Origin of the sequence: Endozoicomonas elysicola, from assembly GCF_000710775.1 — a bacterium.
Classification (GTDB): domain Bacteria; phylum Pseudomonadota; class Gammaproteobacteria; order Pseudomonadales; family Endozoicomonadaceae; genus Endozoicomonas; species Endozoicomonas elysicola.
Window position 1 is genome coordinate 4,808,966 of record NZ_JOJP01000001.1, and the last position, 21,828, is coordinate 4,830,793.

Sequence of the window (21,828 nt, forward strand, 5' to 3'; positions counted from 1 at the left end):
GCCCCCTAAGCAAATATTGTCGTTTTTTTTCAATCCCTGAAAGTAGCACCTTTCTACAATGTCCTCTTACCTATGAGCCTCATCAGTAGCTGATAGCTACCTGAACAAATACAGTGCTGAAATAGACAATGAAACACTTTCAAAAAACAGACTCAATCGAATTATTGAAGAAACTGAAAAAACAGTATGTTGAGCAGGCAACTGCTCCGCTGGATGGTATGTGGCTTGACGGTTTTGCGGCCATGGCCAGTCACTACGGAATTTATGAAGATGAGATGTTGATTGGTTACTTCTGTGTCAATGAAGAGGGTTATTTACTGCAGTTCTATCTGACTCCTGGAAATAAAGCAAAGTCCTCAGAAATATTTACGGCATTAATCTCTCAAGATAAGACACCCGAAATTAAGCTCAACGGAGCTTTTGTAAGTACGGCTGAGCAAGAGTATCTGTCACTCTGTCTGGATAGTTTCTCCAGATTCGAGGTGAATACACTGATGTATCAGCTGGAAGATCCTGAAAAACGATCACCTGTCCAGTTAAGTACCTTACCCATGACTGCAGCCAACCCAGCACAACTGACAGAATGTATTGGGTTTGCGGTCGACGCTATTGGTGCCCCAGAGCAGTGGTTAACCGGTTATTACGGTAACCTGATCAAGCGTCAGGAATTATTTGGGTACTGGGTAGAGGGTCGACTGATTGCCACAGGGGAGTGTCGACTGTTTGATGACCATCAAACTGACTATGCAGACCTGGGTATGATTGTTGCCAGAGATGCTCGAGGAAAAGGCCTTGCCACCAGGATATTGGCAACACTGATAGCACTGACCCAGGAAAAGGGAAGACTACCGATACTCTCAACCGAAAAGGGCAATATTGGCGCACAGAAAGCCATTACTCGCGCGGGATTTATTTCCAGCAATCGTATTATCAAGTTTACAACATAATCGGGTTAGGGCCTGTTGACGTTTCGTTGCAACTCAGTGGCTTAGAAAAGCACCATAGATATCAATGGTGAGATCACGCAACCTCGCATACTCTCCTGGAGTTTCGCCAATGGCTCGCTTCAGATAACGGATAAGGTGGGGCTGGTCACTGAAACCAAACTGGCATGCGATATCTCCCCAGTTAATGTCCATCTCACGGTTCAAATACAGGTACTCCAGCATGGTTTCCAGTCGATTCATCGACTGGCACTGCTTTAAAGTAAATCCCGTGACGCGGGAAAAGCTTCTCTCCAGAGTGCGCTGTGAGCAGTGGAGCAAATCCCCAATATCAGTAATTGAATGGCTGGATAATAATGGCAAAGCGGCCCTGGTCAGTTTACTGTGTTTATCCTGATGTGCTTTGGATAACCAGGGCATCAACCATTCATCGAGAAGTGTCACACAGTAACCAATTTCTAGCTTTGACTTATGCAGCAGATCGGTTGTACTGACTGCTTCGGGGTGAAACTGACGATTGAGATCAACATTAACCACCTGATCAAGGACAGGCTGCTCCGGTGTGATATCCAGAGAATACAGCGCACCGATATGGAATTTGATGCCAATCATTGAGAATGGCTTAGTATGATCCATCTGATAGGTCTGACTATGGGGGAATAACCAGTGGCTGCCTTTTCCCACCATAAACCGTTGACTGACGTTATATCGATACGTCTGATCAGCAGGTGCGATGATCAGATGCCCTGCAGGATCGGGATTCAATTTTGGAAACGGGTGACTTTGGACGCCTGTCTGTTTTTCTAAAAACCAGTAGCACTCAACATATTGAGCAATTTGAGCACTGTCTGGTGGCTGTTTCCAGTTAATCATTGCATTTACTTGAGACAACTCCCTCTACCATTATATGCCGAAAACCTGATTCACAGTCTCATTTCTGACGCTTTCTACGGTAGATAACAGCCCGTAACAACCATTCGTCTGCTCTAGGACATCTGAACTGAGCAAAACACGCCGCCATGCAGTTAACTGTTCATGTCTGTTAACCCGCAATTTTGATCTGAATCATTTTTATTCACCCCCATTACAGGAAGCATCAATCTTCTGAATAAATAATCATCAAAATTCAATAAGTCGGATAAATTTTCATCACAAATTCAGAATTAAGTAATGAAATACGATTTCCAGTGATTCAAATCAAAAAAACAAAACCGGCCGAGCTTTTAAATACTCACAATTCAATACAAACAACAACATTAATTACATCACTTTCTAATCCGTTCAATCCAGTTTCACCGATCAATAATTACCCATAACAGTTAAAAGCATTAAGCAGCCAATAAGTTGGGAGCAGGTGCTTTAACGGAGGAAACGATGGAGCTTTACTACAAACTTGATGACCGCCCACCACTGGCCAAGTGTCTGATACTGGGTCTTCAGCACTTGTTATCAGCACTCCCGGGAATCATTGGTGCTCCATTAGTTATTGCTTCTGTCCTTGGCTTCTCCGTTCAGGAAACCATTATTCTGGTTAACGCCTCCCTGCTGATGTCCGGTCTGGGCAGTATCGTTCAGGCGACGGGTATGGGACGTTACAATATGGGGGCAAAGCTCCCAGTGATTCAGGGAACCAGCTTTGCCTTTGTTGGCGTGGCAATATCCATCGGGTTCCAGTACGGATTTGCCGCCGTTATTGGCGCAACCATTGCCGGTGGTATTTTCGAAATACTGCTCAGTTTTATCATGCCCCAGGTGAGAAGACTGTTTCCTCCGGTAGTGACTGGCACTGTGGTCTGTCTGATCGGTATGACCATCTTTCCGGTTGCCGTTGACTGGCTGGGTGGTGGCCATGGCGCTGAGGATTATGGCAGTCTCGTAAACCTTGGTGTGGGTATGACGGTATTTGCCGTGGTGGTGGTTCTCAACCAGTGGTTTAAAGGCTTTATCTCTGCCGCTGCCATTATCATTGGTTTAACCGTTGGCTATGCACTCTGGTTTGCCCTGGGTCGGCTGGATCTGACCAGTGTTGCTGAAGCTGCAATTGTTGCTATTCCGAACCCTCTGCACTTTGGTGTTGAATTCCACGCGGGCGCCATCATTGCCATGTGTGTTGCCTATATCGTCTCCATGGTGGAGTCCACTGGCGACTATCTCGCCCTCGCCAACTATTGCGATACCCGCCTGGACAGCAAGAGACTGAGCGCAGGCATTCGCTGGGAAGGCCTAAACAGCATTATTGCTGGCTTTTTCAACTGCACGGCTACAACATCGTTCAGCCAGAATATTGGTGTAGTCGGGGTTACTGGCGTTGCCAGCCGGTATGTGGTCATGGCGGCAGGGGGCATTCTTCTTGCTGCCGGCCTACTGCCTAAGCTGGGCGCGCTGATTGCCAGTGTTCCCCAGCCTGTAATCGGCGGGGCTGGCCTCATTATGTTCGGCATGATTCTGGCTGGCGGGATCGGCATCATCAAAACCATTGATTTCTCCCGACGGAATACCATGGTACTAACCCTTGGTGTTGCAGCAGGCCTTGCGGTTACCTATCGCCCGGAAATCGTAGGTCAGCTACCAACCGCCCTTAAAACAATAATGGGGAATGGTATTGCACTGGGAGCTATTGTCACTGTATTGGCCAACCTCATTCTGCCTGGACAGCGTATGGAGGTTGAAGAGGAGCCAGAGACTGAGCCCGCTACGCAGAGCTAGAGCCAATGTTTGAGACATATGTGGTAATCACGTTCTAAACTATTAGAAACCATTTTGTTCAGGGAGTGAACACGTATGTCTCAGTTGATACAAGATTTTAAAAGCGAACACTTGCAAATCAGTGACTTACTATTGCAAGCTCGTGAAGTGGGCGTAGGTAACCAGCAAGGAAGAGATTTAATACTTTCTGCCAAGAAAATGTTACTGGCTCATCTGAATAAAGAAGACCAATACCTTTATCCGGTCTTGCGTGAAGCAGCAGAGAATGATGAAAGCCTGAAATCAACCCTGACTGATTATGCACTTGATATGGATAAGATTTCTTATGATGTAATGGCCTTTTTTTCCCTTTACGAGACAGGTGAGAATACCACTGAACACTTCCAGCAGGACTGTAACAACATTATCAAGGCTCTCAGCAAACGAATTACCAAGGAAGAAGCCGTTCTCTACAAAACCTACGATAAAATTAAAGGCGCTTAATTCCAGAAGCTTAAGTGATCGGCTGCCCAACACAGCCGATCATGACTTTCCTGCCTAGAAAAATACAAACCCAAGCAATACCCCCCCCAGAATCATTCGATAGATGACAAATGGCATGAGCCCTATACGGTTAATGAACGCCAGAAAGTAATAAACACAGATCCAGGCACTGATAGCAGATACCACCGCTCCAACCATTAAGGTTCCCCAATCTACCGGGACGGTGCTTTTCACCAGATCCAGCATCAGCAGGCTACCCGCGCCCACAATCACCGGAATTGAGAGCAGGAATGAAAAACGGGCTGCAGCGTCTCGGGTGAAGCCCATCATCAGGGCTGCAGTCATGGTTATACCTGAGCGCGAGGTACCGGGAATCAGGGCCAGAGCCTGCGCAAAACCAATAAGCATGGCCTGCTTAAACGTTACCTGCTCCAGAGGCTGAATACGTTTTCCCTTAACGTCAGCCCACCCCAGCAGCGCCCCAAAAATCAGCGTAGTACCAGAAATAACAGCCACTGTACGCATCGCCTCATCCAGCCCCATCGTTTTCAGCACTAGACCAAAAACCACAGCGGGCAGGGTTGCAAATATCAGATACCAGCCAAGACGACTGTTAAACGTGGATCCTTTGCCTGCGAGAGAGCCAAGCCAGTCTCGGGCAATGGCAAACAGGTCTTTCCAGAAATAAGCGATGACAGCAGCCAGCGTACCAATATGAACCGCTACATCAAACGCCAGCCCCTGGTCCGTCCAGCCGAGTAGTTGTGCTGGCAATATCAAATGACCAGAGCTGGAAATGGGTAGAAATTCAGTAATGCCCTGGATTAGCGCCAGAACAATGGTCTGCAAGGTATCCATAACGATTTATCCAACTGTTTATTTTGAAAATGTCACTATTTCCAGCTCTGTAGACATTTTCATGGTTTGGGTTAAGCGATACTTTCCGCTGTTAACGTTCTGATTTTTTCAGAGCCACCTTATCACGGAGATAAACCGGCATGGCCTGCTCCGCAGGCAGCCCTTTACCTTGTTTAAAGTCGGCTGCAGCCAGCAGAGCTACATCATGAGCGTGGGGCCAAACCTCTATCTGACAGTCCATCACTGTCGCAGACATACGATTTTGGAAGGCCCAACCCGTTCCCATCCCAAACCAATGCCTATCAAGAGAAGGGACTGTGACATTTTCCGGAGCCGCCACAATTTCACTGGCAACCGGGACCATCAGGCCATCAGATTCAGAAAAAGCCCCCCAGTAGACCTCATCCATTCGTGCATCAATAGCACTGAGTACCCGTGATGCCTGGTGTTCTCTAAGCCCCTGTTGAGCCAGAGCAGCAAGCGTTGATACCGGAATAACCGGCAAATCCACGGCAAAAGCCAGCCCCTGAACCATGGCAGTGGCCACTCTAAGGCCGGTAAAGGCTCCAGGGCCACGGCCAAAAGCCAGCGCATCCAGCTGACTCAGGCTTAAGCCGGCCTCGGCTAGAATGGCTTCCACCATGGGCAGCAGATCACGACTGTGCCGACGGGGAGACAGCTCAAAACGTTCAATGACATCGCCATCAAGGTTAAGCGCAACGGAACAGGCTTCCGTCGCCGTATCAAGAGCAAGCAGTTTCATGGGGAAGTCATCAGCTCTATGGAGAGTTATCAATTCAGGAAATGAACAGCATTGTGAAAATACAGCCTGATTATTTCAACCGCATTTTCATTTATTACAAAAAAGTCGGCGATGCTTTCACACCCCGACTTTAGTTCTCAATTTGCATACAACTCAGGCAGAAACTGGCTTCAGTGCGTCCAGTACCTGCTGTTTGATATCCGCTACAGAGCCAACACCTTCGATACGGCTGTACCGGGTATCACCACCCAGTTCCTGATAGAACGCAACCAGTGGTGCAGTCTGATCATGGTAAACGCCCAGACGCTTACGAACCGTCTCTTCTTCATCATCTGCACGCTGAACCAGTGGTTCACCGGTCACGTCATCCTTACCCTCTTCTTTGGGTGGATTGAAGATCACATGATAAGTACGGCCACTTTCAGAGTGAACACGACGACCACTCATACGCTTGACGATCTCTTCGTCTTCAACAGCGATTTCAACAATATGGTCAATGGCAACGCCAGCATCACGCAGTGCTTCTGCCTGAGGAATCGTGCGAGGGAAGCCATCAAACAGAAAACCATTACCGCAATCGTTTTCAGCAATGCGCTCTTTTACCAGGGCAATAATGATGTCATCAGAAACCAGAGCTCCGGAATCCATTACTGCTTTTACCTTTTTACCCAGCTCAGTGCCGTTTTTGATGGCAGCCCGCAGCATGTCCCCGGTAGAGATCTGAGGGATACCGTACTCTTCCATGATAAATTGGGCCTGAGTCCCTTTACCGGCGCCCGGTGCACCCAGCAGAATAACGCGCATGAAAAGCTCCTGTTGCCAGCCATCCGTTCTCTGCAGAAAGAGATCGTTTTATAGAGACATCGTCTGGCCTAGAATAATTTGACGTAGTTTTAAAAAGCCGACAAGCATATACAGCCAGACGCCCGGTGACAAGTTTGGACTTTTCACCGGTGTGTAGGCACTCTACCCGTTTTTTGGAAATTACTGTTTTTCAACGATGACACTACCGATGGAATAGCCTGCTCCAAATGAGCAGATAACGCCTTTATCACCGGAACTAAGGTCTATCGAGTGTTTATGAAACGCAATAATGGACCCCGCAGAACTGGTATTTGCGTACTCATTTAGAATAACCGGTGCTTCCTGAGGGCTTGGGTCCCTCCCCAAAAGTTTGCGCGCCACCAGCTGGTTCATGCTCAAATTTGCCTGATGCAACCATAACCGGCTCAAATCATCAGGAGAAATGTCCAGAGACTCCAGATGGTCAGAGATATGTTTAGCCACCTGCGGACAAACCTCTTTGAAGACCTTTCGTCCATTCTGGACAAACAGCTTGTCTGTTTTGCCCACACCCTTTTCATCAGCCCGGTTTAAAAAACCAAAGTTGTTACGAATATTATTGGAGAACTGTGTCCAAAGATGGCAGCCCAACACTCTATAACCATCTTTACGTCGGGCAATATCTTCTCGCTCAAGCAATACCGCAGTACAGGCATCACCAAAGATAAAGTGACTGTCCCGATCCCGAAAATTAAGATGCCCTGAACAGATTTCAGGATTCACCATCAATACTCGCTGAGCCGAACCACTGCGAATAGCGTCAACAGCAGATTTGATTCCAAAAGTGGCCGAGGAACAAGCCACATTCATATCATAACCGTAGCCACCACCACCCAGAAACTGCTGAATTTCAACGGCAATCGCCGGATAAGGACGCTGCATGTTGGAACAGGCAACGATAATCATATCCACCTGAGAAGGATCTACCTGCGCCTGGGCAAGCGCGCCTCTGGCGGCATGGAGTGCCATTTCACACTGTACGGAGATATCTTCATTGGTGCGTTCCGGAATCAGCGGCACCATTCTTTGCGGGTCAAGAACCCCTTCACGGTTAACCACGTATCGATTGACAATCCCGGACGCTTTTTCAATAAACTCGCTGCTACTTCCAGCCAGTGGCTCCAGTTCACCAGAAGCAATGGCCTCTTTGTTTTTTTCATTCTCCTGGTCGACCCAGGCATTGAATGCATTGACCAGCTCATCATTACTGATGGCCCCCGGTGGGGTATATAACCCGGTTCCACTGATCACTACTTCCGGCACAATCACTCCATCACATGCTTATTATCTTTTATTTTTCGCATCTTATAGCAGGGTAATGAGCAAGGGAACCAATATTAGACTATGGTTCTTTATGATTTACGATCAAATGCATTGTCAGACTCTATCATTGATCTGTCCGACATTTTCACTTCAATAAACCACTTAGGCTGCATTACCTGGAAATCGGTTCTGATATTGTCTGACAGGTAGCTCGCAGAATCCAAAACCACAGCTTTTCCTTCCTCTCTTTTGAAAACGACCCAGTGCCAGAAATTTCTGTTTCCATTCTGATGATGCTTTATTGAGAGTAATGCAAGGTCAGGCAGGGCTTCCCAGGTTGTAAATGGAATTTCCTCATCAGAAGTATCAACACCTGAAGCCGAGAGCATACACCTGACGTATTGAGTATCAGACCAAAGCGATGTATCTGAAGCATAAATCCCCAGATTACTCGCAACTTCCTTCATATCTGAATACTCGATGCCCAGAATATTCGCTACTGATGCAATGCCACACCCTGTGGCTTCTTTCTGCACGATAACCTTCATTACTTCAGGCGTCCTATCTGACAGATTTTTTTACTGGATGGCCAGCTCAGCCAATGGTTCGGGAATATCCACCTCCCATTCATCATACAACGCCTGCAGGCGGCCTTGTTTTGCTAACACTTCAATACGCGCATCAAAAATGTCCGCCAGCGGCTTACTTACATGCCCATCGCCGTATGACATGTAGTAGTAGTCACCTGTCACAAACTCGGTGATTTCAAACTGCTCCAGCTCAATCTCTTCTTTCTCGGCAACGGCTTCGATTTCGGCCAGCTCATCCACTAAAACATCAATGTCCCCGATTTCAAGCAAAGCCATTCCTTTTTTCAGGTTAATAAACTCTTTAACCTCAAAATCACCGTATCTTTCACCCTCTGGAATCAGGTTGTAGCCCTTTCTCATCCCAACGACTTTCCCAGTCAGGTCAGGCCACTGGTCAAAAGACTTTACTGTACCTTCCTGATAGGCAATCGCCAGGTATTCCGGCTCCAGCGGGTATTTACTGAATGTCAGGTTTTCATAATCAGAATCAAGACCTTCACCTGGCACACCATCCACTGCACGGTACTCAGTCATCAGTTTCATGCTGCGGTTCCACGGCAGATTCTTCAGTCGAAGTTTAAATCCGAGGGGGGCATAGACTTCTTTCAGGATTTCCCAGTAGAGGCCAGAGCCATCTTTATGGGTATAACCATCCCACATGGGAGCAGCAAAGGTGAGGGTTTTACGTTTAATCGTGGCCGCTATATCTTCTGCTGAATTTGCTGCCAGAGCCAGACCACTAACTGAAAGTGACATTGCACACAGGAATGTTGTCAACCACTTCATGAGCTGTTTTCCCTTCTTTTTATGCGAAAGTACTGTAGAGGTACGGCAAAACTTGTCTGCTTAACAACACACAACACTTTCTGCTCAAGGCTGTTTTTATTAGTTATTGCAGGAGAGATGATCTACAGATTGATCGACAAAGGCAAGGCAAAGACAGAAGAAACCGCTAAATTGGTGACCCTTTCAGCAAAAAAATCGAGTAGGATTAGTTTTTTATTTCTTATCACTTTAAACAAACAACTCTTACCTGGCGGGTAAAAGCAACTTATACCTCTCAGGGTTATCATCACAAACCCAAAATCCACACTCTATAAACGCAGACCCCATATTAACCAGAATAACCAGAAGAGCAGTGACAACGATTAATCTTACCCACAGAGGCTGGCATGTAAACGCAATAAACGTCTCGCTCTCAGAATATTGATTTGGGATAAGCAGTAGCAGGCTTGTTAACAGAATTATGCTGACAAAAGAGACAAAAGCCCACGTGTAGAAGTGCATGCCAAAAAAGTCTTCCCCGTAAGGTGGTGTTCCGGGAATCACATGGAGGCTAATCTGCCTCAGGGCAACAGCCGCACCAAAAGCACCCGAAAGCAGTAATAAGCCATAGTGCCATGGCTTGGGCCCGTATGTGACATTCAGCAACAAGGCGATCATACAGGCAGCAAAACCAACACGCTGAAGCAAACACAGTGGACACGGTAAATCATGCTTAAACAACTGGTCATAAAGTGCATATATCAGCACCGCTTCCAGAGCTAATAATCCACATGCATTCAGATAACGCAGAGACAGAGACCGATCATGGGTTTGTAGATTCATGGTTATCGAATCTTCCAGAGCAGTTATAAAAGAATTCGTAATGCCGATGTGGCGTGAAAGTGAAACCAGTAGAGGGATAAAGAAAAAGCAATAAAATAAACACTCAGCCCAAACTTTAACGCATTTCTTAATAGAGCAATGGCTGCAGAAAAATAGAGTAGGAACAATAATGCCACCACGGGGAGTTACCTGTAAGGTGAATAAACAGCAAAGATGCTGACTGCCAATCACTCCTTGTAATCGACAACAGCATCATCAGAACCAATTTCAGGACTTTCCAGTACCACGCTTTTGCCTTGACGCCTCCAACTCCGGACTATTATCCCCAAGACTCCAGTTTCCGGGCTCCTGTTCTTCTATAATCACCCAGACCGCCTGCTGAAAACGATCTTCACCACCTGCAGCGACTTTCACTAGCAGATCAGAAATGCCATCCATCACTTCCTGCTTCTGGATTTCATTAAACAGCCCCTTGACCGTCTTCACAGAAACAAACGGCATAAGCATTAACCTCACAATACATTACGACCCTCCCAGAGTAGCTCATTTTCACCACTGTAAACCTTTGGAAAGCCCGGGAGTCTGTCGGACTTACCACTGACCTACCGGCAACTGCTCCTTGCGTTGCACTAGCGCCTGCATCCATGCAGTCGTGCGGAAAAACCGTATTTGCCCATTTTTTATACTACTTTTCGTTAAATAGAACCACTATTCGCTTCAAATCAGCATAAAACCTGATTCAAACCGACTTTTTTCTCGCTAAGGACGGCTAAGACCGGCAGGCTCTCAGAGATACTTTTAATCCGTTATCATTCGGTTTAACCAATGCGCCGAAAGCAACATACAAACAGATACAGCCAGAGAAAATAGCCCCATATCGGTAAAAAACTGGCTATAGACGGGTAGAGTATCTATCGCGGAAGAGAGGTCATCAATTTCAAGGGCGGTAAGACCGGCCACATAGCCTGCCATCACAGATGCAGCAGAGCTGGTTAAAAACCAGATCCCCATAATAAAGCCGTGAAGGCGTTCGGGAACCAGTTGAGCCACCATTGCCAGCCCCAAACCACTGATCAACAATTCACCAATAGCCTGAAAAAAGTAACTTAATACCATCCAGCCAGACGAAACCATTCCTTGCTGATTCGCACAGTATGCAGCTAGTGGCAATACCAGAAAACTGACCGAAGTAAACAGCATACCCAGAGCAAACTTGAGGGGCATACTGGGACCACCGCCATTTTGCTCAGTTCGGTTATAAATCCAGGCCATGACAGGGCTGGCAATCATAATCCAGAATGGGTTCAGTGATTGAAAAGTGACGGGATTGATTGTGATTCCCAGAATGACTGGATCAACATTATTGATGGCAAAAAAATTAAGCGAGGTGGGCATTTGCATATACATGACAAAGAAAACTACGGCCTCCAGCATCAGAATCAATACCACTACCATTTTCCGTCGCTCAGCCCCTCCTGCCCGAATAATCTCCTTTATAAACATCAGCAGTGCACCACTGCTTACCAGGGCCAGTAAGATATTTGCCAGTAAAAGGTAATGCAAAATCCAGGCACTAACACCGCAGGCGAGAATTATACCAAGATAGAGCAGTACTCTTGTTTTCAATAGAACCGGTCTGAAGTCAGGCTCTGAGCCCAGATCCCTGACCCAGTGTCGCATAAAAAAATAGTTACTCACTGCCACCAGCAACCCGATCGCACTGGCCATAAATCCAGTACCCCAACCAAAGTATTCCGCAATATACGGGACTAAAGTCATGGATAGGAAAGAGCCGATATTGATCGACATATAGTACAGTGTGAACGCACCATCCAGCCGGTTATCACCATCTTCATAGCATTTTGCCAGAAGACTGGAGGGGTTCGCCTTGAACAGACCATTCCCAACAGCAATACAGCCCAGTGCAATATAAACAACCGCCTGATCATGGCCAGCCAGAGCCATCACCAGATAACCAATCATCATCACCAATGCGCCCAACACCATGGTCCGCTTGGTTCCGAACAGGTTATCGCCTACAAAGCCTCCAATAGAAACAAACCCAAACACCAGGGCACTGAAAGCACCGAAAGTAATAAAGGCATCATCGTCTTCCATGCCCAGTTGGCGCACGAGATAGATCGACAGCAGAGCCTGAAGCCCGTAATAACCAAAGCGCTCCCACAGCTCGATAAAGAAGATCAAATAAAAGGGCTTGGGCTGTTTAAGAATATTAAACGACTGCGACATATTGGCTCCAGATCAGATTCAGGAAGCACATTTCGGTAGGGTCTGAGAATAAAAGAGGTAGATTTTGAAAAGAATCGAAATGCTTTTGGAAGGGTAAAATACATTCTCTCTGGAAACAGGAACCTGCCTAGTATAGTTCCAGACCTTTCTAAATCACCAATAACCAGGCATAAAAAAAGCACTCACATATTTTCATATATGAGTGCTTTTTATTTCAGCCAGATCATCTGAACAGGCTACTAGCCAGTATTACGCATACCTGCAGCAATACCTGCAATCGTAATCATCAGTGCCTTCTCCAGCTCTTCACCCACTTCAGCACCCTCTTCATGGGAACGGACCCGCTGTAAGAGTTCAGCCTGAAGGAAGTTCAGCGGATCCGTGTAAGGGTTACGCAAACCAATGGCTTCTTTATTCTGAGGGTGTGATGACATCAGCTCATCACCTTCCTTAAGATCAAGCAGCACTTCAATAGCAGACGACAACATAAGTCTTAGTCGTTCACCCAGGTAACGCAGGTTTTCCGGTACCAGCTGGTCTTCATAATATTTGGCAAGCTGGGAGTCGGTCTTCATAAAGACCATTTCCAGCATTTCCAGACGAGCTTTAAAGAAAGGCCAGTCGGTCATCATCTCTTCCAGCACATCCCGCTTGCCATTCTGCACAGCATTTTCCAATGCTTCGCCACAGCCGAGCCAGGTAGGCAGCATCAGACGAATCTGCGTCCAGGCAAAAATCCAGGGAATCGCACGGAGACTCTCAACACCACCATTGGGCTTTCTTTTTGCTGGACGGGAGCCAAGAGGCAGTTTGCCCAGCTCCATCTCTGGTGTTACCGCACGGAAATAAGGGACAAAGTCTGGCTCTTCCCGAACAATGCCACGGTATACCTTGACCGAATCAGCGGACAGCTGATCCATGACATCCCGCCACTCCTGTTTGGGTACTGGTGGAGGTAACAACGTCGCTTCCAGAGTTGCGCTGGCATAAAGCATCAGGCTTTGTACGGCTACCTGAGGGAAGCCAAACTTGAAGCGAATCATTTCACCCTGTTCAGTCACACGCAGGCGGTTATTGACCGAGCCAGGAGGCTGGGAAAGAATAGCCGCATGAGCAGGGCCACCACCACGGCCAATGGTACCACCACGTCCATGGAACAGAGTCAGCCTGACGTCCGCTTCAGCACATTCTGCGGTGACCGCTTCCATCGCCCGGTACTGTGCCCATGCGGCAGCCATCCAGCCCGCATCTTTAGCAGAGTCAGAGTAGCCAATCATGACCATCTGACCACCATGGCAATAACCTCGATACCAGGGCAGAGAAAGCAGATGGCGAATACATTCAGCAGCGTTATCAAGATCGTCCAATGTTTCAAACAAAGGTACGATTGGCATGTCGAAGTCAACGCCGCACTCTTTCAACAACAGAGCAACTGCCAGTACATCCGATGGCTGCTTTGCCATGGAGATCACATAGCAATTCAATGCCCTGGAGCCTTCGGCAGCAACCACACGACAGGTATCGATAACTTCCTGAACTTCTGGAGATGGTAACCACTTATGAGGCAACAGTGGTCTTGGATTTTGCAGTTCTTTCAGCAGAAAGCTCTGTCTTTCCAGCTCTTCCCAGTGTTCATAATCACCCAGGCCTAGTGCCTTGGTCAGCTCACTTAATGCCTGAGTATGACGACCTGACTCCTGACGGATGTCCAGTTTAATCAGGGTCAGGCCAAAGCAATAGGCTCTTCTGAGTGTATCCAGCAGAGGGCCGTCAGCAATAACACCCAGACCACAGGCATGAAGAGACTCGTAACACAGTCTTAATGGCTTGATCAGTTCTTCATTATCAAGAAGCACACCAGCCGTTGGCGCTGAGTTAGCATCACCGGGTCTGGCAAGACCTCGTTCACACCACTGTCGCGTATGCTTCAGTTTTTCTCGCAGATCTTTAAGCAAAGACCAGTAAGGTTCCCGGGAATCCCCAACAAGCGCTCGCAGTTCATCACTGCAGTCGTTCATGGAGAGCTCACTGATCAACGGTTTAAGGTCTCTCAGGAACAAGTCCGCGGCCATCCAGCGGCTGAGTAGCAATACTTCACGAGTCACTACCGAGGTAACAAATGGATTGCCATCCCGGTCTCCCCCCATCCAGGAAGAAAAGTGAACAGGTACTGCATCGATAGCTAATTTGTGTCCGGTAAACGCCTGAAGCCGCTCATCTATTTTACGGACAAACTGAGGCACTGCATTCCACAGAGAGTGCTCGATAGTGGCAAAGCCACCTTTTGCCTCATCAACCGGTGTTGGTCGTTTACTGCGGAATTCATAGGTATGCCACGCCTGAGTGATCAGCTGGCGAATACGTTCTTCAACATGTTGTTTTTCATTATCGCTAAGCGACTGGTTTTCCAGATCGTTCAGGCACTGGAATACCTGTTCATATTTTTGGATTAATGTACGACGGGTTACTTCGGTTGGATGGGCAGTGAGCACTACCTCAATGTCCAGCTCAGAGGCTTTCTCTGCAATCTGCTGATCAGTAAAGCCTTTTTGCTTCAGAGCTTTGAGTAACTCTCTGAAGTGATCAGGAACACAGTAACTGGTTTCACAGTCTCTGGATACCAGGTGAAACTGCTCTGCGATATTTGTGAGATTCAGGAAGTGGCTGAAAGACCGTACTACGGGTACCAGCTCATCATCGGGCAAGCTGTGCAACAGATCCAATAACGCCTGCTGCTCAGCTTTCTGGTTACCTCCGTCGTCGTCCAACTCATCACTGCGGGCAGCTTTGGACAGTTGTCGAATGGCTTCAATTTTATTGAAGAAGGTTTCTCCCTTGTGGTCTCTAATGACATCTCCCAACAAGGTACCCAGCATATTCACATTTCGACGCAGCGACGACGGGTTCTCTGACGGCTTTTCTGACATAGCTATTTGCCTTTCGATGTTATTCCGGCTCACTTTGCCTCCATAAGTCGTCATGGTCGCCTGACTTTAAAAACGGATATCAGCCCATGACAATTTACTTTTTAAATGAGTACAACAAGGCGCAGCCTATACCAGAAACACGTAAGAAAAAAGGGAAATCACCTACCCACGAGAAACCCCACATCATCACAGAAAAGCACCCGACCATCCCTCAACTTCTCCAAAAATCAACAGCATGCAACACGCCCAATACCATTCACAAGACGAGAGCCCATCTGCAATTGAAAGAGTGTGTCGTATGAACCGAAACCAAAGTACAAAATACTGCGTCTAACCCTGATTCTATCTTGCACAGCTCCCTTATAAGCTCACAGGCAGTGTGGATTTTTCAATCAGATTTCTACAACGCCTGTAAATATCCCTGGGGGAAATAATGAAAACTGATGAGCAGGAAAAGGTTTCCATTGGAGCCTACATAGCACTGGCATTTGCCGTGGTGTTTTTTTCCGGACTTATGAAGTCTAATGAGTGGTACGGCATTTTTGACTTCACCACTCTCAATGGCAGCTTCGGCAATATGCTGAAAGATGCCACTGGTGGTACCACATACTTTCGCGGCGTTGGTGGTAGTGGTGCCCGTGATGGTTTCATGTTTGCCCTGAGCCTAGTTCCAACCTGTATGTTCGCCCTGGGTATGATTGCCGTACTGGAACACTTTGGCGCCCTGAAAGCAGCCCGTAAATTATTGACGCCTATTCTGCGTCCGATCATGGGTATTCCGGGCACTACAGGCCTCGCTATCATTGGTAGCCTCCAGTCTACTGACGTTGGTGCAGGCCTGACCAAATCTCTGGTTGATGAAGGTGAGCTGAACGAAACCGAGAAAGACATCTTCACCGCTTTCCAGTTCTCCGGTGGCGCACTGATCGTTAACTTCTTTGGTTCTGGTGCCATTCTGTTCACCTTGACGGACAGTACTGGCGCTGCGGTTCCTGGCTCCATTGGCCTGGCGCTTGCCGTCATGTTTGTCTTCAAAATTGTAGGCGCCAATATCATGCGCTTCTATCTCAAGACGATCGACAAAAAAATCACTGCCAAGACTGCGGAGGCTAACTGATCATGAGTGCTGCACCTGAAAGTAAAAAAATGATCACAGATGTCTTTGTTGAAGGCGCCCGTAAAGGTTGGGGTATCGGTATTGGGAGTATTATCCCCAACATCATGATGGCCTTCATCATTATCAAAGTCCTGAGCATGACCGGATTTCTGAACATCCTGTCCACTGTATTCGGTCCTGTTATGGCGCTTTTTGGTGTTCCAGGAGAAGGCGCTGCAGTTCTGATGGCTGCCGTTATGTCCATGGGGGGAGCTGTTGGCGTTACCGTAGGACTGCTGTCTGAAGGCGCTCTGCAGGCTCGTGACCTGGCAATTCTGGCACCGGCTATCTACCTGATGGGTTCTACCATTCAGTATGCTGGACGTATTCTTGGCGTGGTTGGTACCGATGGCCGCCGATACCCAATCATGTTTGGCATCTGTATCCTGAATGCCCTGATGGCAATGTTTGTGATGAATCTGCTGGTGTGACAAATCATTGAACGCTATGATCCAGATTCAATAATAAAAAGCTGGGGCTCCCCCCGGCTTTTTTCGTCTGGACGACTGTATTTTTATTAGAGTTTTAAGGTAGGTAGCCGCCATGAATGAGAAAGACCAGTACGAAAGCCTTGCCTGCAACTGTGTTGAAGTTGGCACTATTATCAGAGAGGACGACACCGTTCTGACCATTGACCTTTCTGGAGCCAATGCCGAATCACGATTTGATACCCTTAAAGAAGAAGCTACCAAGATCGGTTCCGGTAACTGCAAAATCACGTCTGAGACCGTTGATGAAAATGGCCAGACAGTGATCCGCGCCATGTTTGATTTTGACTGCACCGCTGAGAAACTGATTTTTCAGATGAAAAACGGCTGATTTTCCAGCAGTACAGATAACTGCCCACGCGAATGGTATCAACATACCATTCGCTGACTATCAACCATAGTCGCCTAAAAAGTGCTCACACTGTCATCGCAACAGTGGCAACCCCAAGACCGCATACCACAATATAAATACTCAGAAGTATTGCCTTTTCCCAAGCCCCTAATCGATGCTTTTCCGGTAGAGCTGTCCAACCCAGCGCTAACAGGAAGCCAAGCACTATTGGCAGTAGTAGTGAGTTTAATACCTCAACCCAGATTGATAGCTGCACCAGGGGTGCTCCGGACAAAACAACCCCACCGCCTGTCAGAAGAGCCGCTGTATAGAAGCCGTAGAACAATGGGGCCTCACACCAACGGTTATTCAGGCTGCAGGGCTTTTCAAACAGCTCTCCAAACCCCCAGGATGATGCAAGAGAGACTACAATTGCAGCCACCAGAGCTGCTCCCGAGATACCCACAGCAAAAACAACCTTCCCAAGGGTGTTCCCCAGAAAAGGGGGAAGGGCATCACTGATTTGTTGAATATTATTCAGAGAGGTATTGGGACTGTTTTTCCCAATAGTCGCAGCAACAGTGATAATAATGACCACCACCACCAGCTGAGTGACAATAGACCCCAGCAGAGTATCAATTTTTCCACCTGGGATATCTTTTTCTGTCAGACCTTTATCAACGACCGCTCCCTGCTGATAAAAAACCATCCAGGGCATGATAACAGCGCCAACATTAGCCGATATAAGAAACCAATAGGAAGGATCATTAAAGGGCTGCGGCCCAGCAATTTCTTTCAGCACTTCACCAAAGTCGGGCTCTGCAAAGAACATGGCAGGAATAAACACCAGCTCAAACAGCCCGACGGTAATAGCAACCCTTTCAACAAAGTTATATTTGCCAGTACAACTGATTGTGATCAGTAACGTCACCACCAGCGGAACGGTTATCCATTTTGATATCCCAAATAATAAACCCACCCCCATAATGCCGGAAAACTCAGTCACCAACGCACCAATAGTGGAAATAAAAAGGGTAATAATTGAGATATAAGCCCAGAATTTTCCGAACCTTTCCTTTATTAATTGACCATGCCCTTTGCCGGTAGTCATCCCCAGCCTGGCCGTCAGCTCCTGCACAAAATACAGTATTGGTATCAATATTATATTCAGCAGCACAAGCCTGTATCCCCACTGAGCTCCCGACTGAGCAGCCGTCACAATTGAGCCTGCGTCTGTGTCTGTGTCTGCAAGCATAACGGTAATGCCGGGACCTATAGCCAGAAGCAAAACCCAAATGCTATTTTTCTTTTTGCCTTGGCCCTGCCCTTCAGCTCCACTCAAAGACACCATAAACCACTTCTCCCAAAGGAAGACCTTCACATTACTGCCCCCCTTAAAAGCCACAGGCAAATGATCTTGACTGGGTATAAACAGACTTACATCATCTCCAACTCCATTGGGGGGACCCAACGTAGGCAGTGAAATATTCAGTGAACAAACAGGTGAACAGATACCGCGAACAACACAGAAGCCGAAAATCAGAACCGATTTCCAATCATCCAGGTTAGCGATCGCTGAATAGGAACTGATATGATCTATTTTCAGTTTTTCTGAAAAGAATCTACTTACTTTAAATAGCTGACCTTTATCTTTTTCAAGAATGATTCTTATTTGCAACAACAATCATTCTTTGCCGAAATTATTTTAGAAAGAAATACCATGCCCAGAGCCTTATGCCCCCGATGCCAGCGTCCTGAAAAACAGTGTTATTGCAAAGAGCTTAGAGAAGAAAGGGCTTGTATGGATATCATTATTCTGCAGCATCCCCGGGAGTCCAGACACCCTCTGAATACAGCTCGTATCTTGGAGATGGGTGTCAGCAATTGCGAGGTATGGAGAGGTGAAGACTTTTCGACTCACCCTTCACTGCAGAAAGCTCTTAGAGAGAATAACTGCTATCTGTTATTCCCTGGAGCCAATGCAAAGGCCAGTTCAGAGGTTTTAGAAACAATAACCCCAGAAGTAATAATTGTTCTGGACGGCACCTGGCGAAAAGCAAAAAAGATTTATTACAGCAATCCACAGCTGCAAAAACTACCCTGCATTGAACTCACGGACCTTCCCATATCCGATTACCGTATTCGGAAAGCACCCGATAAAGGCGCCCTTTCGACCGTGGAAGCAACAGTGGCCCTGCTGCGCCAGGCAAGCCAGAACCCGATAGCGCATCAGCCACTATTGGATACTTTCGGCCTAATGATAGAACAGCAGATCAATGCCATGGGGCAGGAGACCTTCTTAAAGAATTACCCTCAGAAACCTGACTAAACCCGCCATTTGATATTACAGCCAATACTGGGCTTTTGGTCTTCACTGACAGGCTCCCCTTTCAACAACGATGTCATTGCAGTTCGAAGATCTTTACCCGTTACCGGCTTACCATTTCCTGGCCTTGAGTCATCAAATTGTCCTCGATAGACGCACTTCAGACCTCCATCAAATAGAAAAAAGTCTGGCGTGCATTCAGCCCGATATGCTCTGGCTACCTCCTGTGTTTCATCATATAGATAAGGAAAGCCATACTGCTTTTCGGCCATCAACTCAGGACAATCCTGAGGGTAGTCGTTAATGTCATTAGCACTGATCGCAACAATGCCAAGATCTGTGCCATGAAACTCCTTCCCCAAAGCCACCAGCGCTTCTTCAATATGGACAACATATGGGCAGTGATTACAAATAAACATCACCAGCAGCCCTTTGCTCCCAGCAACATCCTGTAATGACTTATGCGCTTTGGAAAAAACATCTGGCAAACTGAAATCGTGAGCCTGAAAGCCCAGCTCAACCATGGAAGAAGGAGTTAACGCCATAATCAGTAACCTCTGAAGTCACGCCAGTGAATTGCCTTAGAGCCATAGGAAGCATGGCATAAGCAGATATCAATAACCATGAAGCAAGTCATAAGACTGTTATCAGATCGGGAAAGTCTGCTAACTTAGAATAACAATAACTAATATGGCGCTTATGGGAAGATCATCCTCATTCAATCGGCAGCAGGTCTTAAGCGATGCTCTCGACCTTTTCTGGTCTCGGGGCTTTTATGCCTGCTCGCTGAAGCAATTAGAGGAAGCCACTGAGATGCACCCTGGCAGCCTCTATTACCACTTTAAAAATAAAGAGCAGTTATACCTCTGCGTTCTGGAGTACTACCTTGAGTGGCAACTCCAGCAAAGAATCGACAAATATCTGATTTACAGCCCCTCCTTACAGGATCTCCGTCGCTTTTTTACTTCCGGCTACCGACACAGTCAGGAAGTCAGTTATCGAAACTGCTGTTTTCTCGTCAGCACCAGTAATGAACTTCACCTGCTTTCGGATGATGCATCAGAGCTGGTCAAAAGGGGAATCCAAAGCCTTAGAAAGGGCTTTATTGAGTTTATTGACGAAGTTATAAACCCGAAGGAAAACAGCAATGCTAATATTGACCATGAAGTCATCGCCAGCGAACTCCTGAACCTTTACCTAAGCACACAACTTATGGCCAAAGTAAATCCGAACCAGCATATGCTGGACAAACAGGTAAAACAAAGCTTGGATAATCTTTTCTCCTCTTTCCCACCAAAATAAAAGCATGTTGGATCCAGCCCAGCTCATTGCAGAAACTCAAGCTATTCTGGCACCTATGGATACTTGGTTTCGGTGGCTATCCACTACGGGCTACTCAGGCGGCTACCTTTTTATCTGTGCTGTCCTCTACTGGAGCGGATACACCGTTCTGGGAGCCAGATTGGCTTGCACAACACTCTTCAGCACGTTGATCTTTGGTGGCTGCCGGCAGCTCTTCAATTCACCGAGACCCTATTTTGAACACCCGGAGCTATTCAATAACTGGGAGGAAAATCGCTGGGGTATGCCGTCCGGACATAGCCAGAATGCCGTTGTGTTTTGGGGATGGGCATTCCTCTCCATCAGATCTACTTTATTCCGACTGATAGCCCTGATACTTATTGCACTGATAATGCTGTCAAGACTGTACCTTGGGGTACATTACCCCTCCCAGATTTTTGTGGGACTGCTGATTGGGCTAGCTATTATCATTATTAGTTACCATTATGAGACACGGTTTCTCCAATGGCTGATGAGTCTGCAGACTCGATTACAGGTTACATCCATTCTATTTATTACCTCATCCCCCTGGCTGTTGACACTGGTCACTCACGAGCTTCTGAGCATTGGCCCAGGTAATGGAAGCACACTGCCCTATCAGAAACTATCCTTCTACACTGGACTTCTCCTTGGTACAGCAACAGCAACGCTGGTCGCAAACACCCACACTCGAATCACACAACTCTCCCCATCATGGAAGCTGATTGGCACCCGAACCATTCCGGGAATGTTAACCGTTCTCGTTATCTGGCCAATACGACTTGAACTGCCACTAGATGTTAACCACCACTTCGCTGCCTACCTCCTTCTCTGGCTTCAGGGTATCGGTATCAGCCTGTGGGTTTGCCTCATCTGGCCACTGCTGCATTACCACCTATTGGGTCAGAGGTATCAGAAAAACGGTCAGGAACCGGCCTAGGAGCCCGTGAACTTATACCACTTACGCTTTCT

23 protein-coding genes are annotated in these 21,828 nt (G+C 47.2%); 9 read left to right on the top strand and 14 right to left on the bottom strand.

Annotated elements, in window-relative coordinates; genetic code table 11:
- The first annotated feature begins 128 nt into the window (after nt 1-128).
- A complete protein-coding gene (locus GV64_RS20270) occupies nt 129-947 on the top strand; it encodes a GNAT family N-acetyltransferase (RefSeq protein WP_020581617.1) in 819 nt (272 codons plus the stop codon).
- Between the two features lie 33 nt (nt 948-980).
- Here the strand turns inward: GV64_RS20270 and GV64_RS20275 are convergent, their stop codons facing one another.
- Nucleotides 981-1,835 (bottom strand): helix-turn-helix domain-containing protein, encoded by an 855-nt coding sequence (locus tag GV64_RS20275; protein WP_236632973.1) that lies wholly within the window; start codon nt 1,833-1,835, stop codon nt 981-983.
- A 483-nt stretch (nt 1,836-2,318) separates the two neighbouring features.
- Here GV64_RS20275 and GV64_RS20280 point away from each other — a divergent pair, with 483 nt between their 5' ends.
- Both GV64_RS20280 and GV64_RS20285 read left to right on the top strand, forming a co-directional pair.
- Nucleotides 2,319-3,650 (top strand): uracil-xanthine permease family protein, encoded by a 1,332-nt coding sequence (locus GV64_RS20280; RefSeq protein ID WP_020581619.1) that lies wholly within the window; start codon nt 2,319-2,321, stop codon nt 3,648-3,650.
- 75 nt (nt 3,651-3,725) lie between these two features.
- Complete coding sequence (locus tag GV64_RS20285) at nt 3,726-4,133, top strand: hemerythrin domain-containing protein (protein WP_020581620.1); 408 nt, start codon at nt 3,726-3,728, stop codon at nt 4,131-4,133.
- 54 nt (nt 4,134-4,187) lie between these two features.
- Here GV64_RS20285 and GV64_RS20290 read toward each other — a convergent pair whose 3' ends face one another.
- The 11 genes from GV64_RS20290 to ppc all read right to left on the bottom strand — a co-directional run bounded on the left by GV64_RS20290 (nt 4,188) and on the right by ppc (nt 15,235).
- Nucleotides 4,188-4,991, bottom strand: coding sequence for an undecaprenyl-diphosphate phosphatase (locus tag GV64_RS20290; RefSeq protein ID WP_020581621.1), 804 nt, complete (start codon nt 4,989-4,991; stop codon nt 4,188-4,190).
- Between the two features lie 91 nt (nt 4,992-5,082).
- Nucleotides 5,083-5,754, bottom strand: a complete 672-nt coding sequence (gene tsaB, locus GV64_RS20295) for a tRNA (adenosine(37)-N6)-threonylcarbamoyltransferase complex dimerization subunit type 1 TsaB (RefSeq protein WP_020581622.1) — start codon at nt 5,752-5,754, stop codon at nt 5,083-5,085.
- Nucleotides 5,755-5,907: 153 nt separating this feature from the next.
- Complete coding sequence (adk, locus tag GV64_RS20300) at nt 5,908-6,558, bottom strand: adenylate kinase (protein WP_020581623.1); 651 nt, start codon at nt 6,556-6,558, stop codon at nt 5,908-5,910.
- A gap of 180 nt (nt 6,559-6,738) precedes the next feature.
- Nucleotides 6,739-7,860, bottom strand: a complete 1,122-nt coding sequence (locus tag GV64_RS20305) for a beta-ketoacyl-ACP synthase III (protein ID WP_020581624.1) — start codon at nt 7,858-7,860, stop codon at nt 6,739-6,741.
- A gap of 89 nt (nt 7,861-7,949) precedes the next feature.
- Complete coding sequence (locus tag GV64_RS20310) at nt 7,950-8,408, bottom strand: hypothetical protein (protein WP_020581625.1); 459 nt, start codon at nt 8,406-8,408, stop codon at nt 7,950-7,952.
- 30 nt (nt 8,409-8,438) lie between these two features.
- Nucleotides 8,439-9,236 (bottom strand): substrate-binding periplasmic protein, encoded by a 798-nt coding sequence (locus GV64_RS20315; RefSeq protein WP_020581626.1) that lies wholly within the window; start codon nt 9,234-9,236, stop codon nt 8,439-8,441.
- A gap of 243 nt (nt 9,237-9,479) precedes the next feature.
- Nucleotides 9,480-10,058, bottom strand: coding sequence for a disulfide bond formation protein B (locus GV64_RS20320; RefSeq protein WP_020581627.1), 579 nt, complete (start codon nt 10,056-10,058; stop codon nt 9,480-9,482).
- A 23-nt stretch (nt 10,059-10,081) separates the two neighbouring features.
- Nucleotides 10,082-10,237, bottom strand: a complete 156-nt coding sequence (locus GV64_RS26300; RefSeq protein ID WP_407919923.1) for a DUF5993 family protein — start codon at nt 10,235-10,237, stop codon at nt 10,082-10,084.
- 88 nt (nt 10,238-10,325) lie between these two features.
- Nucleotides 10,326-10,559 (bottom strand): tautomerase family protein, encoded by a 234-nt coding sequence (locus GV64_RS20325; RefSeq protein WP_033402803.1) that lies wholly within the window; start codon nt 10,557-10,559, stop codon nt 10,326-10,328.
- A gap of 297 nt (nt 10,560-10,856) precedes the next feature.
- Nucleotides 10,857-12,308 (bottom strand): oligopeptide:H+ symporter, encoded by a 1,452-nt coding sequence (locus tag GV64_RS20330; RefSeq protein ID WP_020581629.1) that lies wholly within the window; start codon nt 12,306-12,308, stop codon nt 10,857-10,859.
- Nucleotides 12,309-12,547: 239 nt separating this feature from the next.
- Nucleotides 12,548-15,235 (bottom strand): phosphoenolpyruvate carboxylase, encoded by a 2,688-nt coding sequence (ppc, locus tag GV64_RS20335; RefSeq protein ID WP_020581630.1) that lies wholly within the window; start codon nt 15,233-15,235, stop codon nt 12,548-12,550.
- A gap of 433 nt (nt 15,236-15,668) precedes the next feature.
- Here ppc and GV64_RS20340 point away from each other — a divergent pair, with 433 nt between their 5' ends.
- The 3 genes from GV64_RS20340 to GV64_RS20350 all read left to right on the top strand — a co-directional run bounded on the left by GV64_RS20340 (nt 15,669) and on the right by GV64_RS20350 (nt 17,210).
- Nucleotides 15,669-16,352, top strand: a complete 684-nt coding sequence (locus GV64_RS20340) for a nucleoside recognition domain-containing protein (protein WP_020581631.1) — start codon at nt 15,669-15,671, stop codon at nt 16,350-16,352.
- 2 nt (nt 16,353-16,354) lie between these two features.
- Nucleotides 16,355-16,822, top strand: a complete 468-nt coding sequence (locus tag GV64_RS20345) for a YjiG family protein (RefSeq protein ID WP_020581632.1) — start codon at nt 16,355-16,357, stop codon at nt 16,820-16,822.
- Between the two features lie 112 nt (nt 16,823-16,934).
- Complete coding sequence (locus GV64_RS20350; protein ID WP_020581633.1) at nt 16,935-17,210, top strand: DUF406 family protein; 276 nt, start codon at nt 16,935-16,937, stop codon at nt 17,208-17,210.
- A gap of 85 nt (nt 17,211-17,295) precedes the next feature.
- Here the strand turns inward: GV64_RS20350 and GV64_RS20355 are convergent, their stop codons facing one another.
- Nucleotides 17,296-18,888 carry an NRAMP family divalent metal transporter gene (locus GV64_RS20355; protein WP_020581634.1) on the bottom strand — a complete coding sequence of 531 codons (1,593 nt, stop codon included), beginning with the start codon at nt 18,886-18,888 and terminating at the stop codon, nt 17,296-17,298.
- A 42-nt stretch (nt 18,889-18,930) separates the two neighbouring features.
- Between GV64_RS20355 and GV64_RS20360 the strand changes: the two genes are divergently transcribed.
- The gene (locus GV64_RS20360; protein ID WP_026258131.1) at nt 18,931-19,539 is read left to right on the top strand and encodes a tRNA-uridine aminocarboxypropyltransferase; all 609 of its coding nucleotides are present in this window, start codon (nt 18,931-18,933) and stop codon (nt 19,537-19,539) included.
- Here GV64_RS20360 and GV64_RS20365 read toward each other — a convergent pair.
- The gene (locus GV64_RS20365; RefSeq protein WP_020581636.1) at nt 19,536-20,081 is read right to left on the bottom strand and encodes a thioredoxin family protein; all 546 of its coding nucleotides are present in this window, start codon (nt 20,079-20,081) and stop codon (nt 19,536-19,538) included. The two genes, GV64_RS20360 and GV64_RS20365, sit on opposite strands and share 4 nt — an antisense overlap.
- A 154-nt stretch (nt 20,082-20,235) precedes the next feature.
- Between GV64_RS20365 and GV64_RS20370 the strand changes: the two genes are divergently transcribed.
- Entirely contained in the window at nt 20,236-20,838 is a 603-nt protein-coding gene (locus GV64_RS20370; protein WP_020581637.1) for a TetR/AcrR family transcriptional regulator, read from the top strand.
- Nucleotides 20,839-20,842: 4 nt separating this feature from the next.
- Nucleotides 20,843-21,796: a phosphatase PAP2 family protein gene (locus tag GV64_RS20375; RefSeq protein WP_020581638.1), complete on the top strand. Its 954-nt coding sequence runs from the start codon at nt 20,843-20,845 to the stop codon at nt 21,794-21,796.
- Nucleotides 21,797-21,828 lie beyond the last annotated feature (32 nt).